Origin of the sequence: Paenibacillus kribbensis (assembly GCF_002240415.1) — a bacterium.
In the GTDB taxonomy this organism is placed as follows: domain Bacteria; phylum Bacillota; class Bacilli; order Paenibacillales; family Paenibacillaceae; genus Paenibacillus; species Paenibacillus kribbensis.
Window position 1 is genome coordinate 2,815,629 of sequence record NZ_CP020028.1, and the last position, 26,356, is coordinate 2,841,984.

Annotated in this window: 21 protein-coding genes and 2 pseudogenes; 9 read left to right on the forward strand and 14 right to left on the reverse strand. The window is 44.2% G+C overall.

Features of this window, described 5'->3' with window-relative positions:
• Window positions 1–15 precede the first annotated feature (15 nt).
• Window positions 16–660 (forward strand): YczE/YyaS/YitT family protein, encoded by a 645-nt coding sequence (locus B4V02_RS12770; RefSeq protein ID WP_094155069.1) that lies wholly within the window; start codon window positions 16–18, stop codon window positions 658–660.
• 95 nt (window positions 661–755) lie between these two features.
• Here B4V02_RS12770 and B4V02_RS12775 read toward each other — a convergent pair.
• Both B4V02_RS12775 and B4V02_RS12780 read right to left on the reverse strand, forming a co-directional pair.
• Window positions 756–1,240: pseudogene (locus B4V02_RS12775) on the reverse strand (beta-xylosidase family glycoside hydrolase).
• Window positions 1,195–2,439, reverse strand: a complete 1,245-nt coding sequence (locus B4V02_RS12780) for a PDC sensor domain-containing protein (protein ID WP_094155071.1) — start codon at window positions 2,437–2,439, stop codon at window positions 1,195–1,197. The pseudogene B4V02_RS12775 and the gene B4V02_RS12780 overlap by 46 nt, the downstream one beginning before the upstream one ends.
• 326 nt (window positions 2,440–2,765) lie before the next feature.
• Between B4V02_RS12780 and B4V02_RS12785 the strand changes: the two genes are divergently transcribed.
• Window positions 2,766–4,445, forward strand: a complete 1,680-nt coding sequence (locus B4V02_RS12785) for a hypothetical protein (RefSeq protein WP_094155072.1) — start codon at window positions 2,766–2,768, stop codon at window positions 4,443–4,445.
• A 390-nt stretch (window positions 4,446–4,835) separates the two neighbouring features.
• On the opposite strand, the gene B4V02_RS12790 is transcribed toward B4V02_RS12785, so the two are convergent.
• The 4 genes from B4V02_RS12790 to B4V02_RS12805 all read right to left on the reverse strand — a co-directional run bounded on the left by B4V02_RS12790 (window position 4,836) and on the right by B4V02_RS12805 (window position 7,686).
• Window positions 4,836–5,261: an FMN-dependent NADH-azoreductase gene (locus B4V02_RS12790; protein ID WP_244188509.1), complete on the reverse strand. Its 426-nt coding sequence runs from the start codon at window positions 5,259–5,261 to the stop codon at window positions 4,836–4,838.
• A gap of 138 nt (window positions 5,262–5,399) precedes the next feature.
• A complete protein-coding gene (locus B4V02_RS12795) occupies window positions 5,400–5,939 on the reverse strand; it encodes an EVE domain-containing protein (RefSeq protein ID WP_094155074.1) in 540 nt (179 codons plus the stop codon).
• A 248-nt stretch (window positions 5,940–6,187) separates the two neighbouring features.
• Window positions 6,188–6,601, reverse strand: coding sequence for a zinc-binding dehydrogenase (locus B4V02_RS12800; RefSeq protein ID WP_094155075.1), 414 nt, complete (start codon window positions 6,599–6,601; stop codon window positions 6,188–6,190).
• Between the two features lie 89 nt (window positions 6,602–6,690).
• Complete coding sequence (locus tag B4V02_RS12805) at window positions 6,691–7,686, reverse strand: zinc-binding dehydrogenase (RefSeq protein WP_094155076.1); 996 nt, start codon at window positions 7,684–7,686, stop codon at window positions 6,691–6,693.
• Window positions 7,687–7,868: 182 nt separating this feature from the next.
• Between B4V02_RS12805 and B4V02_RS12810 the strand changes: the two genes are divergently transcribed.
• Window positions 7,869–8,462, forward strand: coding sequence for a TetR/AcrR family transcriptional regulator (locus tag B4V02_RS12810; protein WP_094155077.1), 594 nt, complete (start codon window positions 7,869–7,871; stop codon window positions 8,460–8,462).
• Between the two features lie 506 nt (window positions 8,463–8,968).
• Here the strand turns inward: B4V02_RS12810 and B4V02_RS12815 are convergent.
• Window positions 8,969–9,301, reverse strand: coding sequence for a branched-chain amino acid transporter permease (locus B4V02_RS12815; protein ID WP_094155078.1), 333 nt, complete (start codon window positions 9,299–9,301; stop codon window positions 8,969–8,971).
• Window positions 9,282–10,013 carry an azaleucine resistance protein AzlC gene (azlC, locus tag B4V02_RS12820; protein WP_094155079.1) on the reverse strand — a complete coding sequence of 244 codons (732 nt, stop codon included), beginning with the start codon at window positions 10,011–10,013 and terminating at the stop codon, window positions 9,282–9,284. Before azlC ends, B4V02_RS12815 begins: the two co-directional genes overlap by 20 nt.
• 107 nt (window positions 10,014–10,120) lie before the next feature.
• Here azlC and B4V02_RS12825 point away from each other — a divergent pair, with 107 nt between their 5' ends.
• A complete protein-coding gene (locus B4V02_RS12825; protein WP_094155080.1) occupies window positions 10,121–11,512 on the forward strand; it encodes an aminotransferase-like domain-containing protein in 1,392 nt (463 codons plus the stop codon).
• A gap of 156 nt (window positions 11,513–11,668) precedes the next feature.
• On the opposite strand, the gene B4V02_RS12830 is transcribed toward B4V02_RS12825, so the two are convergent.
• A complete protein-coding gene (locus B4V02_RS12830) occupies window positions 11,669–13,981 on the reverse strand; it encodes a beta-L-arabinofuranosidase domain-containing protein (RefSeq protein ID WP_094155081.1) in 2,313 nt (770 codons plus the stop codon).
• A 22-nt stretch (window positions 13,982–14,003) separates the two neighbouring features.
• Window positions 14,004–15,236: a dicarboxylate/amino acid:cation symporter gene (locus B4V02_RS12835; RefSeq protein ID WP_094155082.1), complete on the reverse strand. Its 1,233-nt coding sequence runs from the start codon at window positions 15,234–15,236 to the stop codon at window positions 14,004–14,006.
• A 293-nt stretch (window positions 15,237–15,529) separates the two neighbouring features.
• Here B4V02_RS12835 and B4V02_RS12840 point away from each other — a divergent pair, with 293 nt between their 5' ends.
• The 4 genes and pseudogenes from B4V02_RS12840 to B4V02_RS12855 all read left to right on the forward strand — a co-directional run bounded on the left by B4V02_RS12840 (window position 15,530) and on the right by B4V02_RS12855 (window position 20,414).
• Entirely contained in the window at window positions 15,530–16,441 is a 912-nt protein-coding gene (locus B4V02_RS12840) for a helix-turn-helix domain-containing protein (RefSeq protein ID WP_244188510.1), read from the forward strand.
• Between the two features lie 14 nt (window positions 16,442–16,455).
• The gene (locus B4V02_RS12845; RefSeq protein ID WP_007430544.1) at window positions 16,456–16,833 is read left to right on the forward strand and encodes a MerR family transcriptional regulator; all 378 of its coding nucleotides are present in this window, start codon (window positions 16,456–16,458) and stop codon (window positions 16,831–16,833) included.
• Window positions 16,834–17,116: 283 nt separating this feature from the next.
• Window positions 17,117–17,847, forward strand: a pseudogene (locus tag B4V02_RS12850) (SDR family oxidoreductase).
• 401 nt (window positions 17,848–18,248) lie between these two features.
• On the forward strand, window positions 18,249–20,414 hold the full coding sequence (locus tag B4V02_RS12855) for an amidase (protein WP_094155084.1): 2,166 nt from the start codon (window positions 18,249–18,251) through the stop codon (window positions 20,412–20,414).
• 39 nt (window positions 20,415–20,453) lie between these two features.
• Here the strand turns inward: B4V02_RS12855 and B4V02_RS12860 are convergent, their stop codons facing one another.
• Genes B4V02_RS12860 through B4V02_RS12870 form a run of 3 tightly spaced genes read right to left on the reverse strand, consistent with a single transcriptional unit; the run spans window position 20,454 to window position 23,423 of the window.
• Entirely contained in the window at window positions 20,454–20,684 is a 231-nt protein-coding gene (locus B4V02_RS12860) for a hypothetical protein (protein WP_007430541.1), read from the reverse strand.
• A gap of 5 nt (window positions 20,685–20,689) precedes the next feature.
• Entirely contained in the window at window positions 20,690–21,913 is a 1,224-nt protein-coding gene (locus B4V02_RS12865; protein WP_094155085.1) for a Ger(x)C family spore germination protein, read from the reverse strand.
• Window positions 21,894–23,423, reverse strand: a complete 1,530-nt coding sequence (locus B4V02_RS12870; RefSeq protein WP_094155086.1) for a spore germination protein — start codon at window positions 23,421–23,423, stop codon at window positions 21,894–21,896. Before B4V02_RS12870 ends, B4V02_RS12865 begins: the two co-directional genes overlap by 20 nt.
• A 177-nt stretch (window positions 23,424–23,600) precedes the next feature.
• Between B4V02_RS12870 and B4V02_RS12875 the strand changes: the two genes are divergently transcribed.
• A complete protein-coding gene (locus B4V02_RS12875; RefSeq protein ID WP_094155087.1) occupies window positions 23,601–24,713 on the forward strand; it encodes a GerAB/ArcD/ProY family transporter in 1,113 nt (370 codons plus the stop codon).
• Between the two features lie 165 nt (window positions 24,714–24,878).
• Here the strand turns inward: B4V02_RS12875 and B4V02_RS12880 are convergent, their stop codons facing one another.
• The gene (locus B4V02_RS12880; protein WP_094155088.1) at window positions 24,879–26,306 is read right to left on the reverse strand and encodes an NAD-dependent malic enzyme; all 1,428 of its coding nucleotides are present in this window, start codon (window positions 26,304–26,306) and stop codon (window positions 24,879–24,881) included.
• Window positions 26,307–26,356 lie beyond the last annotated feature (50 nt).

Here is a 26,356-nt window from a genome sequence, read left to right on the forward strand (position 1 = left end):
AAGAGGTCGAGTAAAGTGAGATATATTTTTTTTGTATTAGGAATTTTTATATTATCCCTTGGAATTTCTTTCACTATACAATCAGACCTTGGGACTTCACCTTTTGATGCACTTTTGGTAGGACTGTCCATAAATGTGGGGCTTACTGTGGGAAGTTGGGAAATCATAATAGCTATAATATTGATATGTTGTAATTCACTTTTAAAAAGACAAAGACCAGAAGTTTTGGGGTTGTTAACAGCATTTATAACGGGTATTGGTATTGATATGTGGCTTTTTTTATTGCACAATTTGATAACACCTGAACTATGGTACAGCAAAGTTGTTTGTTTTGGAATTGGTTTAGTTGTTGTAGGATTAGGAACTGCAATATATTTGCAGACAAATTTTGCACCCATTCCAGTTGACCGTTTAACAATAATCATACAAGAATTAACTAGAACAAATCTATTTTTTTCGAGAACATTCATCTACCTCATATTCTTGATCATAGCAGTGATTTTAAATGGACCAATTGGCGTTGGAACTTTGTTAACCGTTTGTTTAGGGGGGCTAATACTCAATTGCTTTATGCCATTTACTGAAAAAGTACTAGACCGCATATTAACACACTCTGGTACATCACCAAATCATGAGAAAGATAAAAAGCATTCTATATAGACACCGCGTGATGTAAAAAAAGAAACCCACGTCTCAAAATGACGGGGTTTCTCGACAATCTGAGAGGCCCTAAGCCTCTCTTTTATGCCTTCCGATTATTTTGGAGCAATTTCCCTGTAAATAAAATAGTCAAAATCAGCATGACGGCGGGTTCCACCCAAATCCTGAACGCAAACTCCGACAAAAGTTCCCGTGAACCGGAGCAGGTCAGAAGCTTCATCCGCTAGATGAAGGATATTGATTTTCACGCCAATCGACTGCCAATCTGAGCCGCCCAGGGCATAAAAAAAATGCAGGCAATCTCGGCACACCGCGGCCTTTAATCGAATTGGCCCCGAGCTTGGAAGTGACAGGTCTTGCGCAAGCAGCTCGTCGTAGTTGCCCCGGATCGTTTGTATAATCCCGAGGACTCTGCCCTGCTCCTCCACATGCGTGATTCTCAGATACACATAATCTTCCGTATCGTAATAAAGGATTAATCCTGTCATTTGCTGAAAGCTCTCAAGCGCAAATACCCTTTTCTCTCGCTTAAGGTCAACCAGTTGGTATCCGGAGGGATACGGAGCGTACTCCATTGCAAACGCAGCGTGGATTCATCAAAATCATCCTTCTCCGGTTCAATCTCAAATGGATGAGCGGGAAGTAGCGGAGCCTTGACATGGACTGAAGGACTATTGCCCCCCCCTCAATACGCAACCAGCCATTATCGTCCCAGAAGCAGTGCTGCAATGCTGTTTCCCTGCCCAAAGTACATCGGAGTTCTGCCGTTGGTCTTCCACACAAGTGAGCCAAGTACCACTCCCCGTTTTGGGTTTCCACCAAGGATGCATGCCCTGCCTTTTGGAGAACCAGTTCCGAATGATCGCTGCTTGTCAGCATAGGGTTCAGCGGATCTTTCTCGCGCGGTATCTGTGTCTTGATAATCAGTTGTCCTAATCGGGTGCTTCCGGAGAGAATAATCAGGTCTTTGCTGCTCGTATCCTTGGTATAATCGATGTCCGACTCCAGCACTTGCTTCCAGGTAACCCGGCCGCTGGCCGCATCGGAATGATAAATGGTTTCTCCCAATGCATTGCTAACGGTAACACTCATACCGTATTTATCCCGGGCTGACACAAAGTCTTGGTTTAATTCCAGGAGGTTAAACGGATCAAGATCGATAAGGATCACTCCTCTGAACGCTCCGTCTGAGCCGAGCAGCACTCTGCCGACGGTGATTAGAGCACCGTCCCCCCGATCCTCATAATAAGAGCGGTCGTGCAATCCTGTAATAAAAAGTTTTTCGTTCGAGCCGCGCAGCCGCTTGTACCATTCTTGCGACAATAGTGAAGTTTCGTTTACCATGCTGGTGGTATTGGAATACTGATAGACGCTGTTGTCTTCGCTGATTAGGATCAGATTACCTATCTCCGGTCTCAGTATGGCTACCCTCATAAGCAGGCGCTGTATGGTCAATCGCTGGAGGGCCTGTTCGTCTATAGGCTGGCTCCGTGTGTCGCCCAGTTTGTTGATGATGTCGTTATCAACTAGGACCGACTTGGTTACCCTATCATATTCTTCCATGAACTGATTCAAGGTGGTCTCAAGCTGCGAGGTGTACAAGGCAGCGAATTCTTGTGAGGAATCCTCCAATTCTGCAGCCGCTTGATGATAAATGAATGCGCTTACAATCAAGAATGGAATAACACAAGCCACAAGATATCCCATCAACAGTTTATTTTGAAGCCTCATGTTCCTTAGCTTCGTCACTGCTCCGTGGAACCACTTATCATCCACCATCTTTGATCCTTCCCCTGCTAAGCGTCTTTTGTCCCATTGTACACGCTGCAACCTCCATTTGCACTAATCTCATTAGAAATCATAAAAATGACTGTGTTTATCTTAAAAATGACATGTTGATCATTTATTTTCCAGTGCTTATATTTTATGAAAACGGATACATTTTCCGTTTTGTATCATTTTTTACACGCCTATAATTTTTTGCAGGGAGGTGAGAATAAGTACCAATGTACTAAATCATTTTAAAACAGATGTCGGTAGGATCAATCCATTTTGATGATTGTAGCAAGCGATAATAAAATACTGCTTATTTGGAGGCGAAATGGATGGAAAAAAGATTCTTTTTAGTCTTCACGATGCTTAGTTTATTATTATCAATGGGAATACCGACACAGGCTGCTTCCATCGTATCTTCAGACACCAACAGTTCGGAAGCCGGAAACAATGGAATCGGAAGAGTGGAAATAAGCACTATTCCATTACCGGATGAAGTGAAGGTGTTGGAAAGCAGTACTTACACGTACTCAGGGAAGGTCCTTATTATTTATAAAACAGAGAACGATATCCTTACAGCCGATTTTTGGAACATAGGTGTTCTCAACGATAACGGAACGAATTTCAAGATCATCTACTCTGGAGTCATCCCGACAAAACCAAAGTCGCCTGGGATCCGGATTATGCCATTCCAGGATAATAAGCGGGTATTGCTGGGGGATTATGTCCTTGAATGTTCGCCTAACATCGACAATTCCTTAAGTACAACTTTAGTTCCTGTCGAATTTCCGTCAATATTAGTAGATGACTCAGATACGTTCAAACATTGGTCTGAAATCATCATAGCACCTGACAATAAGCATATGAGCTGGACTATGCTCCGCTCGGATATTGGTGCTGCGGCAGCGATCGGTGTCTTGGAGCGTCATACGGATAACTATGTTCTCGAAGATGTGCAGCTTATTAGTACAATACACGCCCTTGAAAACGATCCGAATAATCCTGGCTTTTTCATCCCCAAGCCCTTGAGGGGCGGAGAAGTGAAGCAGTTTGTCAAGGGGGGAAATGCCATTTCCATTGTCGGGGGAATGTATTACAGTACACCGGATTCCCTTGTACAGGATTTAAATTCTGAAAGTGTTACGCAAATCACTTATACTCCCGGATATAATGAAACAACGATTTTTTCCCCTGATGAACGATTGGGAATGGTAATGACTACAAGATTCTCGGAGCAAACGGATCCTGCCATTTTTGGACTCATGCCTAGGCCCTACGGTATATATACCTCAACGGATATGATGTATTTGCAGTACACTTATGCCGTAACCGGGGTACGCAATTTTAGAGAGGGCAACGTTGGCCCGGCTTTGATCGACATTAACCGTTCTATGCACCAGGATGGATATCAAGGCGTACAACTCACCACAGATGAGGATTGGGTGTATTACTCCCCTATGTCCTGGCACCCTAATGGAAAACGTGCTATGTGGCTGGAGGTGTTAAGAGGCAGCGATGGTTCTCAAAAGCGGGTTCAGAAAGCAAAACTACTTGATTATAAGCCTAAAAAAACAGTACCGATAAAACCCACTACGGATGATATTCCATACGGTATTAAAGACTTAACTGTGCTGGACTCTGTATATGGGAATGTAGATGGGAAAATTGCTGGAAAACATTCTGGATACCTCTATTATAAAAGAACAGGTTCATCATTGTTCTCAGGCCAATCGGAAGTTCAGTACGTAAACTTTAGCGATGATGGCGTGAATTTCTACAATGGATTTGAAAAGACAAACTCTAGTCTTGCCAGTGAAAGCCGTTATGAAGCTAATGTTCAATTAACAGGCGACAAACAAGGTGAAATGAATTTTAGAGCCACCTTCTCCCCCATGACGGGACCTACGCCTGCTAGCCTGTTGTTTGATACAGATATAGACGGCAAGCCCAAAAGTTATGGTTATGCTACCTATAACGGAGTCACTTTAAATATCGAAGATCTTTTGGAATAGTCGATACATTTTGCGTTGATACCAAGAAGCACCCTGGATGAAAATCCGGGGTGCTTCTTGATCTCACCGATTTCTCAACCGGACGATTCGCCATACGACAAATGATAGTAAGGTCAAACAGAGTCCTGTGAGAGAAACTGCCGACCATTGCCCGACACTCCACATATAGCTGCCTAGCGAAGATCCAAAAACTCCGCTAATAAATGTGCTTACCATTAAAACCGTATTCAGCCTGCTTCTGGCTCCTTCATCTAATGCCTATATTCGAGCTTGATTCGAAATCTGAGCCCCTTGAACGCCGATATCCATAAGAATAATACCAAATAATGCAATGAATCTGCAGCCTTATCCTGTTAGAAAGGCCACAAATTCATTGCAATCAAAATGATATTAAAATTGTTTTGCAACTTCTCTCGCTTTCGCGACAGCCTCTTCCTTAATGGCTTCAGCTCGATCAGGCATTTCGGCCATTCCCTCAATGAAAATGCTCTGGACATCAGTGACTCCGATGAACTGCATGATCGTACGTAAGTAACTATTTCCACACTCCAGGAACGAAGCAGGGCCTTCCGAGTAAACTCCGCCGCTAGCCTGGATATGAAGCGCCTTCTTGTCAGTTAGAAGTCCCACAGGGCCGGTCTCCGTATAGCGATATGTCTTGCCTGGGATAACTAAGCAATTAGTATAATTAAGCAACACATGCGGAATCGTGAGGTTCCACATCGGCGAAGCAAAGATATATTTATCCGCCGCAATGAATTGATCACAGAGTTCATCTATCTGGACAAGCTTTATTCGCTCGGCATCAGACAGCAATTGATCGAACGGAGTGTTGGAGTCAGCTTTTCTCCATTGAAATAGTTTTCAAAATGATTGCCTCCCATTATTAAAAATATTTCTCAGCGAAGTGTAAATGAGAGAATAATTTCCTCACAACATCCAAGCGGAAATACTTCACCAATTGAATTCTAATTGTTTATAAAAGATGAGTGATTCTTCTTTAACAGTTTCTTCGCAGCTACTCCCCAACATCTCATTCGCTATAGTTAGAAAGTCCTTCCGATTAATTTCGAATTGCCCGAAGCGAAATGGATATCCCCAATTCTGCTCCATTCTGGTGAACGTCAACTTGTCTAACAGACCGGCGATTTTTACGATCCTGCAAGGCAAATAACTCATATTTCGACGATGTGGAATAAAATCGTCGCTTATTTTATATCGATAGACAACATTGTCTATGGCCCGGCCAATCGCTGTAAATGCTTGTAGGGTCTCCCCTCCCTTCATTTCTGTGCGTGGTGAGTAATAGATGAGCCAGTCCCCTGATTGCATTCTTCGGAGTAGGCCAGCTTTCCCATGGCAAGTCTGCGCAATCCCCTCTTCCACTGCATAGCTGACGTGGGATGCAGAAACTACGCCGATCCAATAACGTTCTTGATTAGAACACGTTAAATCTCTCTCAAAGAGTACAGTATCAGGTGCCCCGTCGATCATTTTCTTGACCCCCTCCCTCATTTTGCCTACCTAAATATATAAGAAAGCTACTGACAACAGTATGTCAGTAGCGTTTTATCTGTTTTGTTAAGCCGAATTACAACTTTTCTAACTAAATTCAAATTATTAATTTAATGGAAGCTCTTCAAATGAGTATTAACTTACTCTCAAATTCATCCACTAAAAAAAACTAAGCAAAAGAAAAAAAGAAAGTGCATCATAAATAAATCAGTCCGTAGAGGAGTATATCAATCGATTCTAAAAACAATTTTTATATGCTTACCACTTTTATGCGCTTTAAATGCTTCTTGATACTGACTAAGTAGAAATTCTGCTGTAATTGTCTCTTTAAAATTAATTCTATTCAACATTCGAACAGAACGGTCAAATAAATTGGGTGATAGAAACACACCTTTAATAGTCATCTCTTTAGAGAATACCTGAGCCATATCTAATGGGAATTTAAAGTCTTTTTTATAAGCTGAAGCAATTATTAAGGTCCCTCCGCGAGCAACAAAATTAAATGCAGGTTCCACAGCTGAGGCGGCACCTGAGCATTCAATCACAATATCAAATCCTCTACCTTCTGTAATATTCATAACTTGTTCATGTAAGTCAGTATTTGTAGGATTGAAAGAATAGTCAGCACCTATAACTAACAAGTTAAATCAAACTCAAAATTCATGTTAACTGCGCAGCGACCATTATATCTTTTTTCTTCAACCAAGCTGACCCTGCTCTTGTCGCTAGTTCACTCCATCGAATTGATTTTTGCAACAACTTTCCCTGTTATTTTTCCTTCTTTTAGTTTTACTAAATACTCAGGAATTTCTTCCATAGAGATGACCGTCAATGCTGGAGGTGCAATTTTCTTTTCAACTAATAATCGGGCGAATTCATCTCCAATTTCAGCTAAATTAGTTTGTGTTTTGTAATCCCCTTCTGTGTGAGCACCTCCAAGAGCAATTTCATGCAGTGACATGCCCTTTTCATAAAATCGAAGTCGATTAAATTCAGGAAAACCAGCTGTGACTACAATTTCACCACCAAAGGCAAGTACATCAATATCTCTAGTAGCACTTGCTGAACTGATGGTATTCAGTACGTAGTCAACGCCTCTTTCGTTTGTCAACTTGGCAATCACTGCATACACATCTTCTTTTGTAAAATCAATTGCCTCATCTGCACCCAGACTTTTTGCATATTCTATGTCTCTTCCTTGGCAAGTCGTATATACCGTTAAGCCGCATAATTTAGCCAACTGAATAGCATATCCTCCTACACCACCTGCTCCTCCGTGTATCAGTATCGTATTTCCTGCTTTCGGTCTGAGTTTTTGAATGATTGCCTGATATGCTGTAAACCCTGCCCCGGGTGCTACGGCAGCTACCTCGTAAGGAATCGACTCTGGCAGCTTGCTTGCTGTATGAGCTGTCGTGCAGGCATACTCCGCAAATCCTCCATCCAGATTTGTTATGCTGCGGAGATAGTATACACGATCACCAACCTTAAAGTTGTTGACCTCGCTTCCAACCGCATCCACAATTCCAGCAACATCTAACCCGAGCACTCTCTGCTTTTCACTTGCCAGGCCGGTATAAGCTGCAACTTGATAATCTGAAGGATTTAAACCAGATGCAAAAACTTTTACCCTGATTTCATTTTCTTTCGGCATGGGCATCTCTCTATCCTGTACAACCGTAAGGCTTTCTATCTTCCCCTGTTCTTCTAAAACAAGTGCTTTCATAAAAATACTACCTCCTGAATTGTTCTGTGGCACTGGTACCTGCTATGTGGAATTTCTTTTATATTTGACATTTATCTTAAGAGTAAATAGAATACACATGTGTTTCCGTTACAATTGTAACGCTGGTGATTTTAGGCGTCAATTGGATAGGATACGGACTAAACAAAACAGGAGGAATTGTAATGACTGAAAACAAAACGACAGAAATGCAGCGATTAGAAATCTTACGCTTGTCTAACGCAGAATCCAACCGCATCACTAAAACGTGTATTGAATCAGCTATGATTTTATTAATGAAGGACAAATGCTTCCATGATATATCGATTACAGATATTGTAAAACGGGCTGGTGTGTCTCGAACTGCTTACTACCGCAACTACGACTCTAAAGAGGATATATTGCGAAGCGTGATGAAAGAAATCGTGGATAAAGTCATAGTTGCCATGAATCTGCGTCTTCCAATACAAAACACATATGACTACTGGTACTCGTTATTCCACATGCTACAACAACATGCTGATAGTCTGAAAATACTTCTCATGGCGAATTTCGGAGATGCAATACTAAACGAAATCCACAGCATAATGCAGAGTTCTGTATCCAAAAATAGTATCCAGGAAAATTACAAATCTTATTTTTGGAGTGGTGCCATTTACAGTGTAGCAGCAAGTTGGATTCGAGATGGTATGCAGCAGACGGCCGAGGAAATGGCGAAGATTTGCTATCAAATCATAGATCACATGAATGAGGATTGTCATAGCACTCAAAAAGAATAGGCTAATAAGATTTTAAAAATTCTTATCATACAGTTGTTATCCTTATTTGGTATTCTCCCCTGTTGTATTCAGCGCAGGTATACCACCCAACCAGTCCACAAGTGAACCAAACAGGGTTGAAGAAACGCGTTCTATCAGTTGTGGCTTCACTTTGATCACGCAGATTGGCTAAGCGGCACAATATACCCCACGGCCAATCTTGTCCTAAGTATAAATAAGTCACCAAAGTTTCTATACAAGGTATTTCAGAAAGTTCCTCATTACGTCTAATAAACTCCTCATAATTTTGCCGATCTATGTTTTGCCTTCTTCTTTGCATTCGGGAACAGTACAGCGTACTTCTCCAATAATACCTTTAAATCTGTTAAAGGCTTGTTTTGAGATAAGGATTCGGCTAATTGTGACAAAAAACCATTAGTACTCACAGAAAAGGGATATAGCTACCGTTCGGTCATTGATCCTGTTCCTTGGAAGACACAAGTTCATTTTAGAAATAATGGATGCTTTTAGAGTACAAATTGGACCAGGAACATATAGAGCAGTGTACCGCCAGCAATGGATATCAACATGTTTCTTCGCCAGAGATGGAGCATAATAATGACGACAATGGAAATCAATTCGGGCACACCATGAGACCCAGAGAAAAAAGTAACATCCTTAATGCTGTAAATAACCAGTAGTCCTAAAGCTGCCGAGGGAAGCACTTTACCGAGATACTGCACATATTTGGGTGTGGGACGCCCCGAAGGGAACAAAATAAATGGAATGAATCGGGTCATCATCGTTCCCAAGACAACCATCCCTATAGTTATGATGTTCTCAAGCAAAGTCATGGACATCATGTCTCTCACCTGCCTTTCTATCTAGTGATTTTCTCATTAAGGAGAGCACGATAAGAAGACCTATCATGGATGGAACGATGAAATTTTCGCTGTTAAAAATAAGCAGGCAAAGGATCGAAATTCCCAAACCCAACAATGCACTGTGATGTGTACTCTCTTTCATCCATTGTTCAATAAAGATCACAACAAAAAGGGCCGTCATCACAAACTCAAGCCCCTCCATATTAATGCGCACCAGTGATCCGAAAATTCCACCAATGGCAGCGCCAAGTACCCAATAGCTGTGATTAAGCAAGGTTACAAAAAACATGTACCAGCCCTTATCCACTTCTTTGGGGATGTTTGCCGTGTAATTAATTGAAAACGATTCATCACATAGTCCGAAAATCAGATAGAACTTTTTGAATCCGGTGCCTCTGTATTTTTCAAGCATGGATATGCCATAAAATAAATGCCGGGCGTTCACCATTAAGGCCATTAGCAGGGCACCTAGTGGATTGAACGGACCGAGCAGCAAATGCACTGCAACAAATTCCATTGATCCGGCAAAAATAAATAAGGCCATAAGGATCGCATACCCCGCACCAAAGCCAGATATATTCATAAGAATGCCGTAGGCAATCCCTAGAAACAAAAATCCAGCTAGTATGGGAAGTGTGGAAGGGAAAGCTGATTTAAAGGCCAATTGAAGCTTGCTTCTGTGTATCATGTTTGCTACATCTCCTTGATAAGATTACTTTTCTTCGATAGTTTAGCAATACAAATCCATACAATCAATGTTATAATTGTATGGATTACAATATTGTGAGGTGTGCTATGCCATTTAATTCGTTTGAACATTATCCGATGTCGTGGAAACCTGACAAGGATCGATTGCAACGACCGCTTTATCGCTCTCTCGCCCTATTGCTGGAACATGACATCAGACATGGATTTTTGGCTCCGGGTACAAAACTTCCCCCTCAGCGGGAGCTGGCCGACTTTTTGGATGTGAACTTCACAACGATTACACGCGCATACAAGCTTTGCGAACTTAAAGGTTTAATTCATGGCGTGACCGGAAGCGGTACTTTTGTTTCAGCCAACGCGGCTCAGTCGGTCACCATTTCAAAAGATCCATCTTCGAACGTATATATTGATCTTGGCTTTGTTGCCTCATTTGAGCAAACCAATGATCTGGTTACTGAAACCGTAAAACATGTGGTGGAGAAAAGTTATCTGGAGCAGCTATTGAATTACAATGATCCTGCAGGTATCCCGCATCAGAAACTGGCTGCACTCAATTGGATGAAGGCTTTCGGCATCCAGGCCGATACTGAACATATGGCCATCGTTTCGGGAGCGCAAAATGCATTAGCTATTACACTCTTTGCACTGTTTGAGCCCGGGAATCGAATTGCGGTTGATCTGTATACGTATGCCAATTTTATTGAAGTCTCCAAAATGCTTCGTATCAAACTAGTTCCTATTCCAGGTGATGAGTATGGGATGTTACCTGAATCTTTGGAAGACCAATGTTCTCAATCGAATGTACATGGTGTGTTTTTGATGCCTTCCTGCGCTAATCCTACGGCCATTATGATTCCGGAAAAGCGAAAAAAAGAATTAGCTCAGGTCATTCAAAAACATCGTTTGATCCTGATTGAGGACGACATTCATGCCTTTTTGTCAGCGGGCATTATAGATCATTATGGTCAGCCGATGTATCAGCTGCTCCCTGAACAAACGGTTTATATTTGTAGCACCGCTAAATCCATCTGCTCAGGTCTTCGAGTGGCCTATATCGTGTTTAACGAAGCATTCAAAGACACAATGATGAAGGCCATATACAACGTCAACGTCAAGACATCCTCTTTGGACGCAGAGATCATAACTGAGCTGATTCTGTCAGGAAAAGCGAATACGATTGTTGCAGAGAAAAAACAACTGGCCGAGACGGCCAACCAGTTATTTGCTGAATTCTTCCCAAATACTCTCCACGGGGGACATCCACTGAGTTTTTATCGATGGCTCCCTTTACCAAAAGTTATGCATGAAGCTTATTCTGAAGGTTTTTTCCTGGAAAAAGGGATTCGTGTATTTCATTCCAATCGGTTTCTGAGCGGGGGGAATGCGGAAGAGAACTATCTAAGAATAGCGCTTTCATCCACTAGTTCTTTAGAGGAATTAAGAAGAGGGCTGGAGATTTTAAAAGAGAGCCTTGAATGAATCGGATATTGTCCGGTCTACTGTTAGTCAGCAGCATATGTATGTCTTCCGTATTTCGCCCATGAAAAATCCCCTCCAAGTAGGCTTTAATGTGTTTTTAGACACTGTCTACTTAAAGAGGATAATATCGATATGGCGACTTCTTATGCGTATATGTTACCTTTTGCAGCGGGTAAGTTTAAAAAATACATGATAACTTTGATCCTGAATTTGATACAAGGGAACAAACTTGATGCCATCCAAAACAAATGTCAAAGGACTATCCTTTTGTTCAATGATTTGTTCCAGAAATTCTTGTTCACTGTATGTCCAGGAGATATAATCCTGTTCCTGACTTATTGCTGCCAGTACATACGGTCCATAAGTGAGACTTTTAAGGGTGTGGTCATCGGGAGCGTCAGCCAGTCTCAAGGAGCAGGGCAGCGTCAGCTCGATTTCATCCTTTTTCCATACTTTGTGCAGCATTAAATATCCGTGTTCATACTCCAGATCGCGGCAAGGCACTCCGTTTATCTTTACTTGAACGGGCTCAGATACCCAATCGGGGATTCTGAACATTAGGGTTGTTTCGGGGCCGCCCTCGATATAAAAGCGGACTGTCTCCAAGCCGTCCCGATCCCGCTTCTGCATCAGGCTAAGCCCCTGCTCGCTCCAATCCAGTCGAGAGGGAATGTACAAGTTCACATACAGCCTGTCTTCATCATGAAAATAAATGGCTTCCTGGTATTTAAAATGATTTTCCAGACCGGTTCCATGACAGCAGGTATTTTCATGTGTATCGAATTTCTTGATAGATCCGGGCGCCAGTGGCATAAAGTAGGTGCTGCCGCCCTCCGCTTTTTGGCTATTCTCTGAGGCAAGAATATGGTTATAAAGCGCCTTCTCATAATAATCCATATACGTTTTGCGCGGGTTAAACTGAAAAAGCTCTTTGGTCAGCTTCAACATATTATAGCTCGCACAGGTTTCTGCCGTTTTATCGGTGAGAAAACCGGCAATGGCGTCCGGCTCTCTGAACATTTCCGTCTCTCCGGTGCCTCCGATCGGATAAATGTGGCTTTGTGCCACCATCGTCCAGAAGTTCTCTGCGATATTGTAATAAGCCTTGTCCCCCGCAACCTCAAACAGCTTCAAGGCTCCAATCACCTGCGGAATGTGCTGGTTGGCATGCATATTTCCTAGAGTGTCCACATTCTCCTTCATCGGAAGGAAGAGCTTTTCATTGTCAAAATATTTCGCTGTCACCAAATAATTTTCATTGCCGGTGATCGCATATAATTTGGCCAATACCTCATTCATACCCCCAAATTCCCCGGCAATATACAATGACCACATTTTATGCAGCTGCTCTCTCGGAAGCCGGCTTAGTCGGCTGTGAAGCCAATGGCCCAGCTTATCGCAAATATCCAAAGCCTCCCTCTGGCCCGCAAGCTGGTAACAATCTAGCAGACCGGCCATAATCTTGTGCAACGTATAGTAGGGAGCCCATATTTCCGGATAAGTTGTGTACTGCTCCAGCAGATTAAACTGTTCTTCCGAATACGCGCTCAGGAACCCCCGGCCATAGCCCGTCTGTTCAGACAGGGCTGTTTGGCATTTGCCCAATTCTGCAACCATGTATTGAATTTTCCCGAGTAGCGCGGAGTCCTCCGTGGCATGATAAGCAAGCGCCAGCGCAGAAAGATAGTGTCCAGTGGTATGCCCCTTCAGATTGCATTCCGGAGCATCCCACCCTGTCATCGGCTGTGCTCCTTTGGTGTCGATGGCGGCTGCCTCTCTAAAATTATACAGCATCTGGTCATCGTTCACTGACCGTACAAACTGCAGGAAACGGTTCATAGCTGCTTCAAATTCACTTTCCCTCTCCAGACTTACCTTTTGACCCTTAAATTCCTTCACCCGCTTGACGTGATCCGTTGTTTCCTCAACCTTATCCACCACTTGAACGGTGACTATGGCCTTCAATGGACTTCCTTCCACTTTACCGTGGATCGAGAAAAATCCCGGTTGCCGATAAGCCTCCTCTTTGACTGGGTCCCAGGAAACCTGGCTTACGGTATAACTTCCGGTATCATTTTTTACAATGACGACGGTTGGCAGTTCCGGCTGTTCCCCAACTTTCGTGCGCACGGTCAGTGGATTTACCGCAACGATCTTTGCTTTATATTCTTCCTGGAGAACCGTTGCTTCAAATGTCTTGCGGGTGACCTCTCCTTCATATGTCAACGTTGCGACAACGGCAACTTTCCGGTTGCCTACCCCAAAGGTAGGTCTCGTAACCTTGCCTGTATGACTTATAAATAGTGTTTCTTTCGATTCCCACTGAATGGAAGAACCATACTTCCCCATCAGCGGAAGCTTCAAATCGGCTTCTACAGTATTTAAGTTTCCCAAATAAATCGCATCGCCGTCCAGTTCCGTTATTTCTTTCGCGCTTGCCGATCCGACGGCGTTTTTCCCCAGTTCCATCTCCCATCCGCCTTTCTGTACTCTACGCCTGTGTCACAGCGCCTATTTTTTGTTTGATCCAGTTCTTGCCTTCGATGATCCGTGAAATCACCATGCTAATGGCCGGATCGCCGGTTACATTTACCATAGTGCAAAGCGGGTCTGTAATCGTTCCCAAAATAACCAGGATCGGAACCGCTTCCATCGGAAAGCCGAAGGCGGTACAGATGAATAGTTCCCCAATAAATCCGCCACTTGGGATCGTACCCACAATAATTCCGCTTATCAAGGCTACCAGAACAGCCTTTACCATATCTCCCGTGCCCATCGTCATATTAAAAATTCCGAACAAGAAAATAATTTTGATCATTTGAACGGCGACTACACCATTTTTGTGCATGTTTGCGCCAAGCGGCACGATAATGTCGCCGATTTCATCGGGAATGCCCATTTGCTTCACGGCCAGTCTGTTCACAGGGATGCAAGCCGTACTGCTGCATGTTCCCATCGCCGTGGTCAGCGGCAGCCATATATTTTTCCAAAAACGCTTGATTCCGGTTTTACCTCCGCCAAAATAAGTGGCCAAAAAGGAGAACAGAATGAAAAATAATATACAAAATGCCACGTAAATAATGGACGCCCTGGCAACGGACCAGACAATTTGATTGCCTACCTTTCCGATCAGTGTCGCGAAGTAGCAGGCGATGCCCACAGGAGCATAATACATAACAATGGAAACAATTTTATTCAACACAGAGGATAAACTATTAAGCAATTTGGAAACCGGAGCTCCCTCTTCTCCAATGGAGCTTACGGAAATTCCAAACAGGATTGCAAAAACAATCAAGGCCATCATATGCTTTAAGGATAACAATTCAACGAAATCGCTTACAGTTATCAAACCGACAATGTCCAGCGAAGCAGCCGCCTGATCCTGAACTGCCTTTCCAAAGCTAACTTCAGCGTTCAGGGCCGGATTAAAGATCAGACCGGTGATCAATGCCAAAATAGCCGTAATGATGCCCGTAACCACCACCACCAAAAAGAAAATGCCCAAAATTTTCCCCAGCTTTTTCAAATTGGTCATGCTCGCTATAGAACCGGCTATAGATACAAACACCAGCGGCACAATGATCACAAATACCATGTTCAGAAAAACATCTGCAAAGGGCTGCAGGACTGCGGATTTTTCACCCATAATCGTGCCAGCGATCGCGCCCACTAAAACTCCAGCCAGCAGTATAATCGAGAATTTATAGTTTTTTAAGACTTGCACCCTTCTTCCCCCCAGGTAAATATGAATAATAGGCTCATTCCGTCGACTGAATGAAAGCGCTAAACTTTTTAAGCGGACCGACTTATTGATATAAGTATGACACCCTGGAAGGGGGATTAAAATCATTAAAATAAACAAAAAATATAATATTATTAGCCTTAAAAATATAACATTATTATCATTTTCATTTTTTTTGATTCGTGAATATCATACTTATTTCCAGCCTGAATTTTGAATTTATTGATCATTCCGACGTTTTTATGCTATGGTTTATATAATAAAATTGATTTGAGGTGGCAGAATTGCTATACATCCATTTCAGTTGTCCTCCCTTGCCTCATCTTATCGTCGGGGGGATATCGCTGTTCCGAAAAGGAGATCTTCACGAACGTCGCGTTCTTGAGCATACCTTTGACCTGATATTCGTCTTTTCGGGAGCTCTTTATCTGGAAGAGGATGGGTGCAAATATACGATCGAGCCCGGCCAATATTTAATTTTGACACCTGGCAACTTGCATAAAGGCTACAAAGCCTGTACTTCCGATACGACCTTCTCCTGGGTTCATTTTTATACAACGGGAGATTTCTTCTATTCTGAGAATCCCATCACACATGTCGATTCCAAAATGAACAAAACGAAATACTATAAAAAAGATGTATTTTATATTTCGCTTCCCCAATACGGAAGGATTGACGACAGTCTGCACGAAATCCTCAAGAATTATATGGACAGCATTTCCCAAGTCAAAATTGACAAATATCATAATGAGAAGCTGTTTTATTCATCGACAAAATCCCAGATCGAATACCAGCAGTTATTTCTGAAAATACTAACGATTTTTTGCGATTTACGAGAACACGAAAAAGAAAAGGAACTGGCTGAGGAAGTTTTCGATTATTTTTCTTCGCATTATCAGAACGCTTTCGATTTGAACGAGCTTGCCGCCAAGTATTCCTTTCATCCGGCTCATATCATTCGCTCCGTCAAGAAAAAATACGGACTGAGCCCTTTGCAATTGCTGCTCTCCATCAGGGTCCAAAAAGCAATGAAGCTCCTGGCAGAAGAACGTCACTCCGTTGGGGAAATCGCATCCCTTGTCGGCTTTACCGACTCTTCTTACTTTTGCAAGCAGTTCAAAAAAATCACTTCTGTAACACCTTTGCAATACCGCAATCAGACGCGACAGCAAGGCTTTGATACATGAAAGGAGGAAAGAACATGTCCACAATTAAGGAAGTTTCAGATAGTACAGGCATCTCTGCTTACACGCTTCGTTATTATGAGCGGGAAGGTATACTGCCTGGTGTTAAACGTGATCCGAGCGGAAATCGCTTATACGATGAAGAAAGCCTGGAGTGGCTGTATTTTATTCTGGCGCTGCGGTCGACCGGTATGCCGCTTGTCGAAATCAAGCAATATGTGGATTTATACCTGGAAGGCGAAAGCACACTCAAATCTCGCAAACAAATGATGCTTAAACATAAGAAAAAAGTAGAGAAAGATCTCTTGCAAACTTACAAATATTTGGAGCAGATCAATTACAAACTGGCGTTATACGATGTGCAGGAAAAAGAATTATCGAAAATGATGCCCTAGACCAGCCTCATTATAAGTGTTTCTATCGGAACCAAGCGTGCTCATCGGAAGGGTCACGCGCTTTTTTGGGCAAATTTCTTAGAGTCTACTCTAAACAATTTGCCCTTGTTTTTCCCCGTTTTTGGTGAAATTTATTTTAAATTTTCATATAAACAGCGATTATTCAAGGTTTCTCAACTTGTGTCACTGATTTTGACCAGGGCTTGACTTACAGTTGACTCCACTTGGTACTCTAAAGTCGAGCCAGTAACGACTGGCTACAAAAAACAAAGGGGAATCCGATATGAATACAAAAGTAGCCATCATCACAGGCGCCAGCAGCGGAATGGGGGCAGCTACGGCCAAGCTCCTTGCTAAAAACGACATAAAAGTTATGCTGGCAGCCCGCCGTGAAGACCGTTTACAGCAGCTGACGGATGAAATCCGCAACACTGGAGGTGAAGCCAGCTACAAAGTGACGGACGTAACCTCTCGTGCCGACGTTGAGTCGCTGGCGGAAGCAGCAATAAAAACCTACGGCCAAATCGACATCATGATTAACAACGCTGGGATCATGCCACTTTCGTTTTTCAGACATTTAAAGGTCGCATGATTGATGTGAACATAAAAGGCGTCCTCTATGGGATGGCAGCAGTGTACAGGCATATGGAAGAACGCAATGAGGGACATATCATTAATTTCTCCTCTATTGCAGGACACTTGACCTTTCCTTCCAGCTCCGTCTACAGCGCAACCAAACATGCAGTCCGGGTGTTCACGGAAGGCATGCGGACAGAAATGGGAGCCAAACAGAATATTCGGACGACCCTCATCTCCCCTGGTGCAGTGGAAACCGAATTGTACAGCACTATTACCGACAACTCGATTTATCCTACATTGGAGAAATTAGGAAGTCAGGAATGGGACCAACTTGACCCAGGCGACATTGCCAACACCGTGCTGTTTGCGATCCAGCAGCCGACTAATGTGACAATAAACGAACTGATTGTCCGCCCCACGTCACAGAGCTTATAATCCGTAACAAGTAACCCTTAATTTATATAGTTGAAGTGCTTTTTATCCATACAATTAGTTCACCTAATCGGTTATGATACCAAGTTCTTGTCCTCTGCCAGGGACAAGAACTTGTATCGTTAAAACAAAAAAGCCGCCACTTTGGCGACTTTTTATGCGACTATGTCTTGTCCTCCGATATCAGCGGCTGAAAAATTCAATTTTCCCACATATTCATCTACATTATTTCTAATTTGTTTCCGGATTTGGATAATTAATTACCAACATTTAGAAGTTATTTTCAAAAACCTTTAGAAAAATAACCTGTTTAGCTTGAATCTTGATCTATCTTTGAAGTAGCATAATAAAAAACTGACATTGTCCAATTTCTGGTCCTACCCCTCTTAAGGAGTGAAAATGCTATGTGCGCACGAACGGTAAAAGCGAATACAGGGAATGTAATCGGTAGCTATTGCAAATGGATCGCAGCTGGTATGATTTTAACTCTCACGGGATGCTCACTTGCATCCGCCGCCCCTTCGTCCTCGTCCTCAAGTAAAATCAATAGTGAACCCACCTCCTCCCTGGTTACATTTCAATTGCAAGAGGCTACGATTGCTCAGATGCAGGACGCGATGAATTCAGGGGCACTGTCGAGTGTCGAGCTCACAGCCATGTACCTTAACCGGGTATATGCTTATGATTCTAGTGGCATTCGGCTGAATTCCATCCCTGTCCTGAACCCTGACGTACTAAAAGAAGCCGCTCAGGCTGATCAACTAAGGGCTCAGGGTATTACTACCGAACCTCTATTAGGCATACCCTACACGGTTAAAGACAGCTACCAGGTTAAGGGACTCACTGTCGCTTCTGGATCACCGGCTTTCAAAAACCTGACCGCAAAGGACGATGCCTTTACAGTAGAAAAGATACGCGAATCCGGTGGTGTGCTGATCGGCAAAACCAACATGCCGCCAATGGCAGCGGGAGGGATGCAAAGAGGCGTTTATGGCCGTGCTGAAAGTCCATACAATTCGGATTATTTGGCTGCAGCCTGGTACTCTGGCTCCTCTAACGGATCCGGCGTCTCAACAGCCGCCAACCTTGCTGCATTCGGCATGGGAGAAGAAACGGTATCTTCTGGAAGATCACCAGCATCTAACAATGGTTTAATTGCCTACACGCCATCGCGGGGTCTGATCTCCATTCGTGGGAATTGGCCGCTCTTCCCTATACGGGATGTCGTTGTCCCGCATACGAGAACTGTCGAGGACATGCTGCGCTTGCTTGACGTGATCGTTGCAGAGGATAAGATCACCAAAGGTGATTTTTGGCGAGAACAGAAAGCCGTTCAGTTACCTTCTGTCAACAGCGTCCGTCCGAGATCCTATTTAGAGCTGCGAGACACCCAAGCTTTGAGGGGTAAACGTATTGGCGTTCCGAAAATTTATATCGGTAAGGACCATGAGAGCTCAAATCCAATCAAATTCAGACCTTCGATACAAGTATTATGGGAAAAAGCTGCAAAGGATTTAACTGCTCTTGGAGCTGAAGTTGTGGAAGTAGATTTCCCCCTGCAGGCGAATAGCGAGAAAGACCGTGCAACAGCAAAAACACCTGAGGAGCGCGGTTTGATGCCAGTAAAATGGCATGATAAGGAATTTGGGCTGCTTAATCCTTATGCGGCTGAGGAATTCCTCAAAAGCGTGGGCGATCCGAACTTCCCGTCATGGGCTAATATCGACCCTGCAACCGTTTTCCCGAATCCGCCAGGTACGGTAGATGCCAAACGTGGCAGAGATCTTGGTCGATACGACGCGTTCATTGAAACCATAAAAAAAGGGGTCACCCCATACGAACAAATTCCACAATTTTATGAAGCACTGCAGGGGCTTGAGAATGTTCGAAAGATTGATTTTGAGGATTGGATGAAGCAGAACGACCTTGATTTCATAGCGTTCCCGGCAAATTCCAATATCGGCAAAGCCGATTCCGATGTGAATGAAACGTCCTATGAAGAAGCTTGGGAGAATGGAAACTATTTCTCCAATACGAATTACATTTTGCGCGAATATGGGATCCCAAGTGTGTCCGTAAGCATGGGCGCGATGGAGGATACCGGTATGCCCGTTAACCTGACGATGGCGGGTGCCGCATACAGCGATAATGACCTGTTGCGTTACGCTTATTCCTATGAGCAGGCGACAAAAAACCGTCCTATCGCAACGCGTACACCAGCGCTTGAAAATGAAACCTTCTCCTATAACCCGCAAACTGTGCTCCCACCCTCTAAACGCAAGGAAACAGAAGTCCCTGTGCTTAAGTTGAATGCCTCGATCAAGGACGATGTTCTCGCTTTGGACGGTTCAGTCACAGATCAAAGCGCTATCGCGCAGCTCAAAGTTTATGTCAATGGCATTCGTGTCGTTATTACAGAAGATAAAGCCAATTGGTCAGCAACACTTCCAACTGCTAAATACAAACAGGCTGGGGCCTCCCAAGCCGATACGCTGCATATTCTCGTGCTGGCCAAGGATATGTACGGAAATACCTCTGCTCAAGTCAAGTCTGTCACTTTACCCCAATGACGAAGGACATCATCAACTGCCCTACATGCGTTCACCAACCTAATAAAACCAGGATGTAAACAGATTGTTAACCGGTTTATAGATCATTATGACCAGTAGCAATGGGCTCGGCACATTGATCTTGTATAAGGAGCAGACCACTGCACCAATGCCCATGATCCAGAACAAGCCCCAGACCAGATAGTCTCGGCGCCTGCTCCCTCGTCTCAGCAAAGGCACATCGATGATCGCACAAGCCGCCGCTGCAGCCAGAAAAAGCAGTAACACCATTGCGCTCACTCCTTAATATCTTGAAGAAAGGATTTGTCTGTAATGCCAATCCGGTTAATCGTCACGCTGGCTTTGTAATGGACGGGTAGCGATTTTAGGTAATTGTCCCCTTTTTCCCGTTGCAGCCTGGCCCAAGCTTGGGGATTGGCACGATAGATCAACTGTCCAAAGCCCATAGTATCCACATTGTAGCGCTCATTAATTTGCTCAACTGCCGTTTTCATCCGAAAGATAATTTTTTCTTCCGATTTTCTTTCCAGCTCTGTAATCACACGCTCTGCCTCCAGATTATCTTTGCTCATGACTTCTTCAACATTACACAAGGCCTTTACATGGATGTAAATATGTGGTTTGCCGTCAATAATCTTGACTTTTCGTTTGGTGTCTGTATGAAGTGCTTCAATAACGATGGGTCGTCCGTCGTCTCCTTGTACAGGCCCTGAGCTTTTAACAACATTATTGGTGACATAATTGTAGCCGATCGTCTCGTTATCACTTAACCACCCGATCATCTTATCTTTCCGAAATACGGCTACATTACTGTAACGTAATCTGGCTGTAGGCGAGCTATCTTCCACATTGCTCTTCTTTTCGCCCTCACTGACACTACCGGACATCTTTACTCCGGTCAACACCGGATTCGTCCCTTCGTACAGAAAATCTTCAATAAATTCGTTTAAAGAAACAGCGACTGTTTTGGCCGATGCCTTATATGATTGGTCCAGGGAATTATACAATTTACTTGCTGGCAATTTCTCTAGCGGGGTAAGGACCTTCAGGACATCTTCGGCAGTGGTGTCTTTGGCGACCATAGCGTAGAAATCATTACGCGGCTCGCGGCTCCGTTTCAGCATATCAAGTACCTCGCCAATTCCAGCCCGGGCAAGCTCCTCTCCGATCACCAGTATACGGATATGCCCATAGTAGCTGGCTCTCGCGCTTTCGAGACTGTACTTGCGCTGGGCTTCATAGATCGTGGGTACCGTGAAGGTAGATACAATCACCGGCACCCCGCCACCTCCCGCCCCTCCTGCCGTCTGCGAGGCAATTGCTGAAGGAATAACCACCTGCAGCGTAACCTTATAGCCAGATTCAGCCTTATCTAGCCCCATTCCCAGCACAAAAGCCATTTCGTTTAACTCCTGTCTTTCCCAGCAACCGCTGATCAGCATAGGGACCAAAAGGGCAAGCAGCAGTCGCGAAATAGTTTTACGGTTTTTTGGGCTCATCTGCCGACTCCTTTCGCTTGGCTGTGCTTTGACGATCAAGGTTTTGAACCATATTTTCTGCCGGCCTTGTCTTTAGAAGCGGCCAGGGAAAGCGAAAGATGGAATCCTTCAGATCATCTGAACGGTATGGCCCGATCGGACTCATATAGGGCATGCCAAAAGAACGCAGACCCGCCAAATGAAGCACGATCAAAAAGATACCGAATAGAATCCCGTATAATCCAAGAAAACCGGCCAGACCGATAAGTAGAAAACGAATGATTCTTGCAGCGATCGACATGCCTGACTCTGGCATGACAAAACTGGCAATAGCCGTAATGGATACAATGATAACCATCGCTGAAGAGATAAACCCCGCTGCAACCGCCGCCTGGCCTATGACAAGTGTTCCAACAATGGATATCGCCTGCCCTATATTTTTCGGAATCCTCACTCCCGCTTCACGCAGAATCTCATACGTTAATTCCATGAGCATCGCCTCCACAAATGCAGGAAAAGGAACGCTTTCTCTCTGTGCAGCAAGGCTGATAACCAGATTGGTAGGGATCATCTCCTGATGATAAGTCGTAACCGCCACATAAAAAGAAGGGGCAAGCAACGTAATAAAAAAGGAAAGAAAACGAATAAACCGCAGCAAGGTAGCGATATCGGCCCGCTGATAATAATCTTCTGCAGATTGAAAAAAGGCGACAAAAAAGGTAGGCACCAGCAGGACAAATGGTGTTCCATCTACAAGAATCGCCACTTTGCCTTCGAGGATTCCCGCTGCGATAGTATCCGGGCGGTCGCTGTTATAGATCGTGGGGAACGGCGTAGCAGCCGTATCTTGAATAAACTCCTCGATATATCCGCTCTCCAGAATACTGTCTGTATCGATTTTGGCCAATCTGCGCTTTACTTCCTGCACCAGGTCAGGGTTTGCGATGTTGGTGAGATACATAATGGATACGCTGGTTTGAGTCACCCTACCGACCTGGAAGGTTTCCAGCCACAATTGGCTGTCTTTAATCTTCCTTCGGAGCAATGCCGTGTTCGTCCGCAAATTTTCCGTGAACCCTTCCATCGGCCCACGCACAACCGATTGTGAGCTGGGTTCGCCTACATTGCGGTCCTCCCATCCAGGCAGTCCGATCCGCAGGGCGCTGGAGGTTCCTTCAACCAGCACCATGATATTACCGGATAGCAGCTCATGAACAAATTGTCCAAGGTCATGCGTGACGGACAGATCCCCCGCAATCAGCACACGTTTTCGCAAAAGCTCCATCTTCTGATTCGCATCAAGATCTCTCAGCTGCTCAGGGGCACAGCGTTCCTGAAGTGAAAATAATATGGAGTTATGCAGGACCTGAGTATCCACAAGACCGTCAATATAAAGCAAGGCGATATGCGTAGACTCATCCAACTGCAGCTCTTTAGTGATCAAATCGTTGCTTGTCCCGAGCAGTTGAACCAACTGCGCCACATTGTCCTCCAAGCGATGTGATAGTGTGCCCGTAATTGTATCCTTCATGTCGCAACCTCCGCATTCCGTGAGCAAGCTGCAGATAGTATGACAGAAGAAGTTGATAATTATTCCTCCACATTCCTTTTCGACTATCAATTAATAATTATGTAATAAAATCGCATACTAAAGGAAATGACAAAAGGAAATTTGAAGGGCAGTTTGCAGCAGATTTGGAGGTAACTCATGAATCTTGAAAAAGATCGGATCAGTACAGCTCAAATGATGATGCTTGCGCTTTTCTCACTCATCGGGGAAATGGCGCTTGTTTATCCTGCGGCAATAACAACAGGAGCCCACCAGGACGCATGGATTGCCGGCTTGATTAGTATTCCGCTAGGACTTGCATGCGTAAAGCTGATGGTATCTGCATCCAATATTGATCCAACTAAAACGATTATCGAGCTTTCATTACAAGTATTAGGAAAATGGGTGGGTGGAGTTGTAGCGTTGAGCTATTTATTCTTTTACCTGATTGCAACCTCCACCTATGTCAGAGAAATCGAAGATTTCATGTGTACACAGATTTACGAGGCGACACCCGGCGGGGTCATTCGCTTCATGGCGATTATTCTGCTGGTGTATGGCTTGCGGCTGGGTCTTGAAACGCTGGGAAGAGCAGCCCAGATTTTTTTCCCGTTCTTTGCGTTTTTTCTGATTTGCCTAATCGTTCTCCTGTTCCCCGATGTCAAGATAGAGCGTATCTATCCTATTTTGAATACACCGTTTCCTGACATGCTGCACACCATTATGTTCGGCGTATTTTATCCCTTTGGAGAAATTTGCGTGTTCTTCATGGTGTATCCCTATGTCCGTAAACAAAGCAATACAAGCCGCAATTTATATTTCTCCCTATTGATCGGGGGCGTTGCACTCAACCTCATTTTGTTTCTCTCCCTGACAGTACTCGGGGCATATTTCTCAGAGCACGAATTTTACGCTGCCTATATTCTTGCCCAGAGAGTCAACATTGCCAACTTTTTGCAGCGAATTGAGGCGTTAATGGCCACCACGTGGATCATTAGCACCTATTTCAAGACAGTGCTGTTCTTCTACGCATTTGTCTTGGGGACAGCTCAGCTATTAAAGCTTAAATCCTATCGGCCATTGATCTTTCCAGTAGCGTTTATGATTTACGGACTGTCGCATCTGATTGCGAAAGATATTATTTTCTACGTCAAGGAGATCCCAGCCTACTGGGTAGATTGGGACCTTACCTATGCCTTCGCTTTTCCATTAATCCTGCTCGTTGTTCATCTTATTAGGAAACGTATCAACAAAAAAAATCAGACTACGTAACCCATTCGACACACGCTCCCATCATTACGGTGATTGATTGAAGGGAAACTGCGAAGTCTAGTGTGGAAATCCATCAACTTTCAGAACTAAGCCATAAAAAAAGTTGTCGCCGAGGAACTCTCAGCGACAACTGTTCGGTAGGTATATCCGTCACCATGTACAGAATTATCCGTAACTTGCATCTCTCATGCTTTTCTGTGCAACCCCGGTACGATACGCCGCTTCAATTACGGCATCTCTAACCTTTTTTACCACTTCCTGATTAAATACGCTCGGGATAATATACGTTTCGCTCAGTTCGTCATCTGTAACGACGGATGCGATCGCCTGTGCAGCTGCAAGCTTCATGGCTTCATTGATTTCACTCGCCCTGCAATCCAATGCGCCGCGGAAAATCCCCGGAAAGCAAAGCACATTGTTGATCTGATTGTGACCATCGGACCTCCCGGTCGCCAAGACCTTAACGTAAGGTTTGGCCAACTCGGGGTCAATCTCTGGAATCGGGTTCGCCATAGCAAAGACAATGGGGTCCTTCGCCATAGAACGAACGTCATCCACCTTTAGAATGTTCGGAGCCGATACGCCAATAAAAACATCCGCATTCTTGATCACTTCGGACAAGTTGCCAGTTTCCACATTCGGATTCGTTATTTGAGCAAACTCAGTCCAATAAGGATTATCGTAATGTGCATTCCGATGAAGAGCCCCATTACGGTCCACCCCGATCAAATTTTTCACGCCGGCGGACAGCAACATTTTTGAGCAAGCGATGCCCGCTGCACCGATGCCGTTGACAACGACCTTAATCTCCGACATTTGCTTGCCGGTAATTTTGAGTGCATTCAACAGACCCGCTAACAGGGCAACGGCTGTTCCATGCTGGTCATCGTGAAACACCGGGATATCTAGCTCCCGTTTCAAACGCTCCTCAATTTCGAAGCAACGCGGTGCCGAAATATCCTCCAGATTGATGCCCCCAAATGCCGGAGCCAGTGCCTTAATGGTTCGGACCATTTCGTCAGGGTCTTTCATGTCCAGGCAAATCGGAAAAGCATCCACGTCTGCGAATTGCTTGAACAGCATAGCCTTGCCTTCCATCACCGGCATAGCCGCCAATGGTCCGATATCACCTAGCCCCAGAACGGCCGTTCCATCGGTAACTACCGCAATCGTATTGCGTTTGATCGTCAGCGAGTAGGCTTTGCTCGGCTGTTCCGCAATCGCCGTACATATGCCTGCGACACCGGGGGTATACACCCGTGACAAGTCGTCACGGTTCTTCACCGATATCTTAGAGGCAATTTCAATCTTCCCGCCCAAATGTGCAAGGAAAGTCCGGTCTGACACATGAATTATTTTGACACCATCTAGCTTCTGAAGCGACTCGCTGATCAATTGGCTGTGTGCTTGATCGAATACGTTCACAGCGATATCGTGAATCGTGCCCGTGTGATCGGACGAGATGACATCAATCCCCACAATATCTCCGCCCGTTTTTTCAATTATTGCAGCGATATCGCTGAGGGGGGTTCGTCCTTTTTCTTTTTGAATCCGAAATAACATATAAGTGCTGGCTCCGCTTGACACTGACATTTTTTGGCACTCTCCCTTTGTTTTCGTTGAGCGTTTATTGCACGCCTCTC

Excerpts from the sequence above, each read along its gene's own strand:
- B4V02_RS12780 (WP_094155071.1), bottom strand. The coding sequence starts at position 2,439 with ATGGTGGATGATAAGTGGTTCCACGGAGCAGTGACGAAGCTAAGGAAC.
- B4V02_RS12785 (WP_094155072.1), top strand. The coding sequence starts at position 2,766 with ATGGAAAAAAGATTCTTTTTAGTCTTCACGATGCTTAGTTTATTATTA.
- B4V02_RS12795 (WP_094155074.1), bottom strand. The coding sequence starts at position 5,939 with ATGATCGACGGGGCACCTGATACTGTACTCTTTGAGAGAGATTTAACG.
- B4V02_RS12805 (WP_094155076.1), bottom strand. The coding sequence starts at position 7,686 with ATGAAAGCACTTGTTTTAGAAGAACAGGGGAAGATAGAAAGCCTTACG.
- B4V02_RS12810 (WP_094155077.1), top strand. The coding sequence starts at position 7,869 with ATGACTGAAAACAAAACGACAGAAATGCAGCGATTAGAAATCTTACGC.
- B4V02_RS12815 (WP_094155078.1), bottom strand. The coding sequence starts at position 9,301 with ATGTCCATGACTTTGCTTGAGAACATCATAACTATAGGGATGGTTGTC.
- azlC (WP_094155079.1), bottom strand. The coding sequence starts at position 10,013 with ATGATACACAGAAGCAAGCTTCAATTGGCCTTTAAATCAGCTTTCCCT.
- B4V02_RS12825 (WP_094155080.1), top strand. The coding sequence starts at position 10,121 with ATGCCATTTAATTCGTTTGAACATTATCCGATGTCGTGGAAACCTGAC.
- B4V02_RS12830 (WP_094155081.1), bottom strand. The coding sequence starts at position 13,981 with ATGGAACTGGGGAAAAACGCCGTCGGATCGGCAAGCGCGAAAGAAATA.
- B4V02_RS12845 (WP_007430544.1), top strand. The coding sequence starts at position 16,456 with ATGTCCACAATTAAGGAAGTTTCAGATAGTACAGGCATCTCTGCTTAC.
- B4V02_RS12855 (WP_094155084.1), top strand. The coding sequence starts at position 18,249 with ATGTGCGCACGAACGGTAAAAGCGAATACAGGGAATGTAATCGGTAGC.
- B4V02_RS12860 (WP_007430541.1), bottom strand. The coding sequence starts at position 20,684 with ATGGTGTTACTGCTTTTTCTGGCTGCAGCGGCGGCTTGTGCGATCATC.
- B4V02_RS12865 (WP_094155085.1), bottom strand. The coding sequence starts at position 21,913 with ATGAGCCCAAAAAACCGTAAAACTATTTCGCGACTGCTGCTTGCCCTT.
- B4V02_RS12870 (WP_094155086.1), bottom strand. The coding sequence starts at position 23,423 with ATGAAGGATACAATTACGGGCACACTATCACATCGCTTGGAGGACAAT.
- B4V02_RS12875 (WP_094155087.1), top strand. The coding sequence starts at position 23,601 with ATGAATCTTGAAAAAGATCGGATCAGTACAGCTCAAATGATGATGCTT.
- B4V02_RS12880 (WP_094155088.1), bottom strand. The coding sequence starts at position 26,306 with ATGTCAGTGTCAAGCGGAGCCAGCACTTATATGTTATTTCGGATTCAA.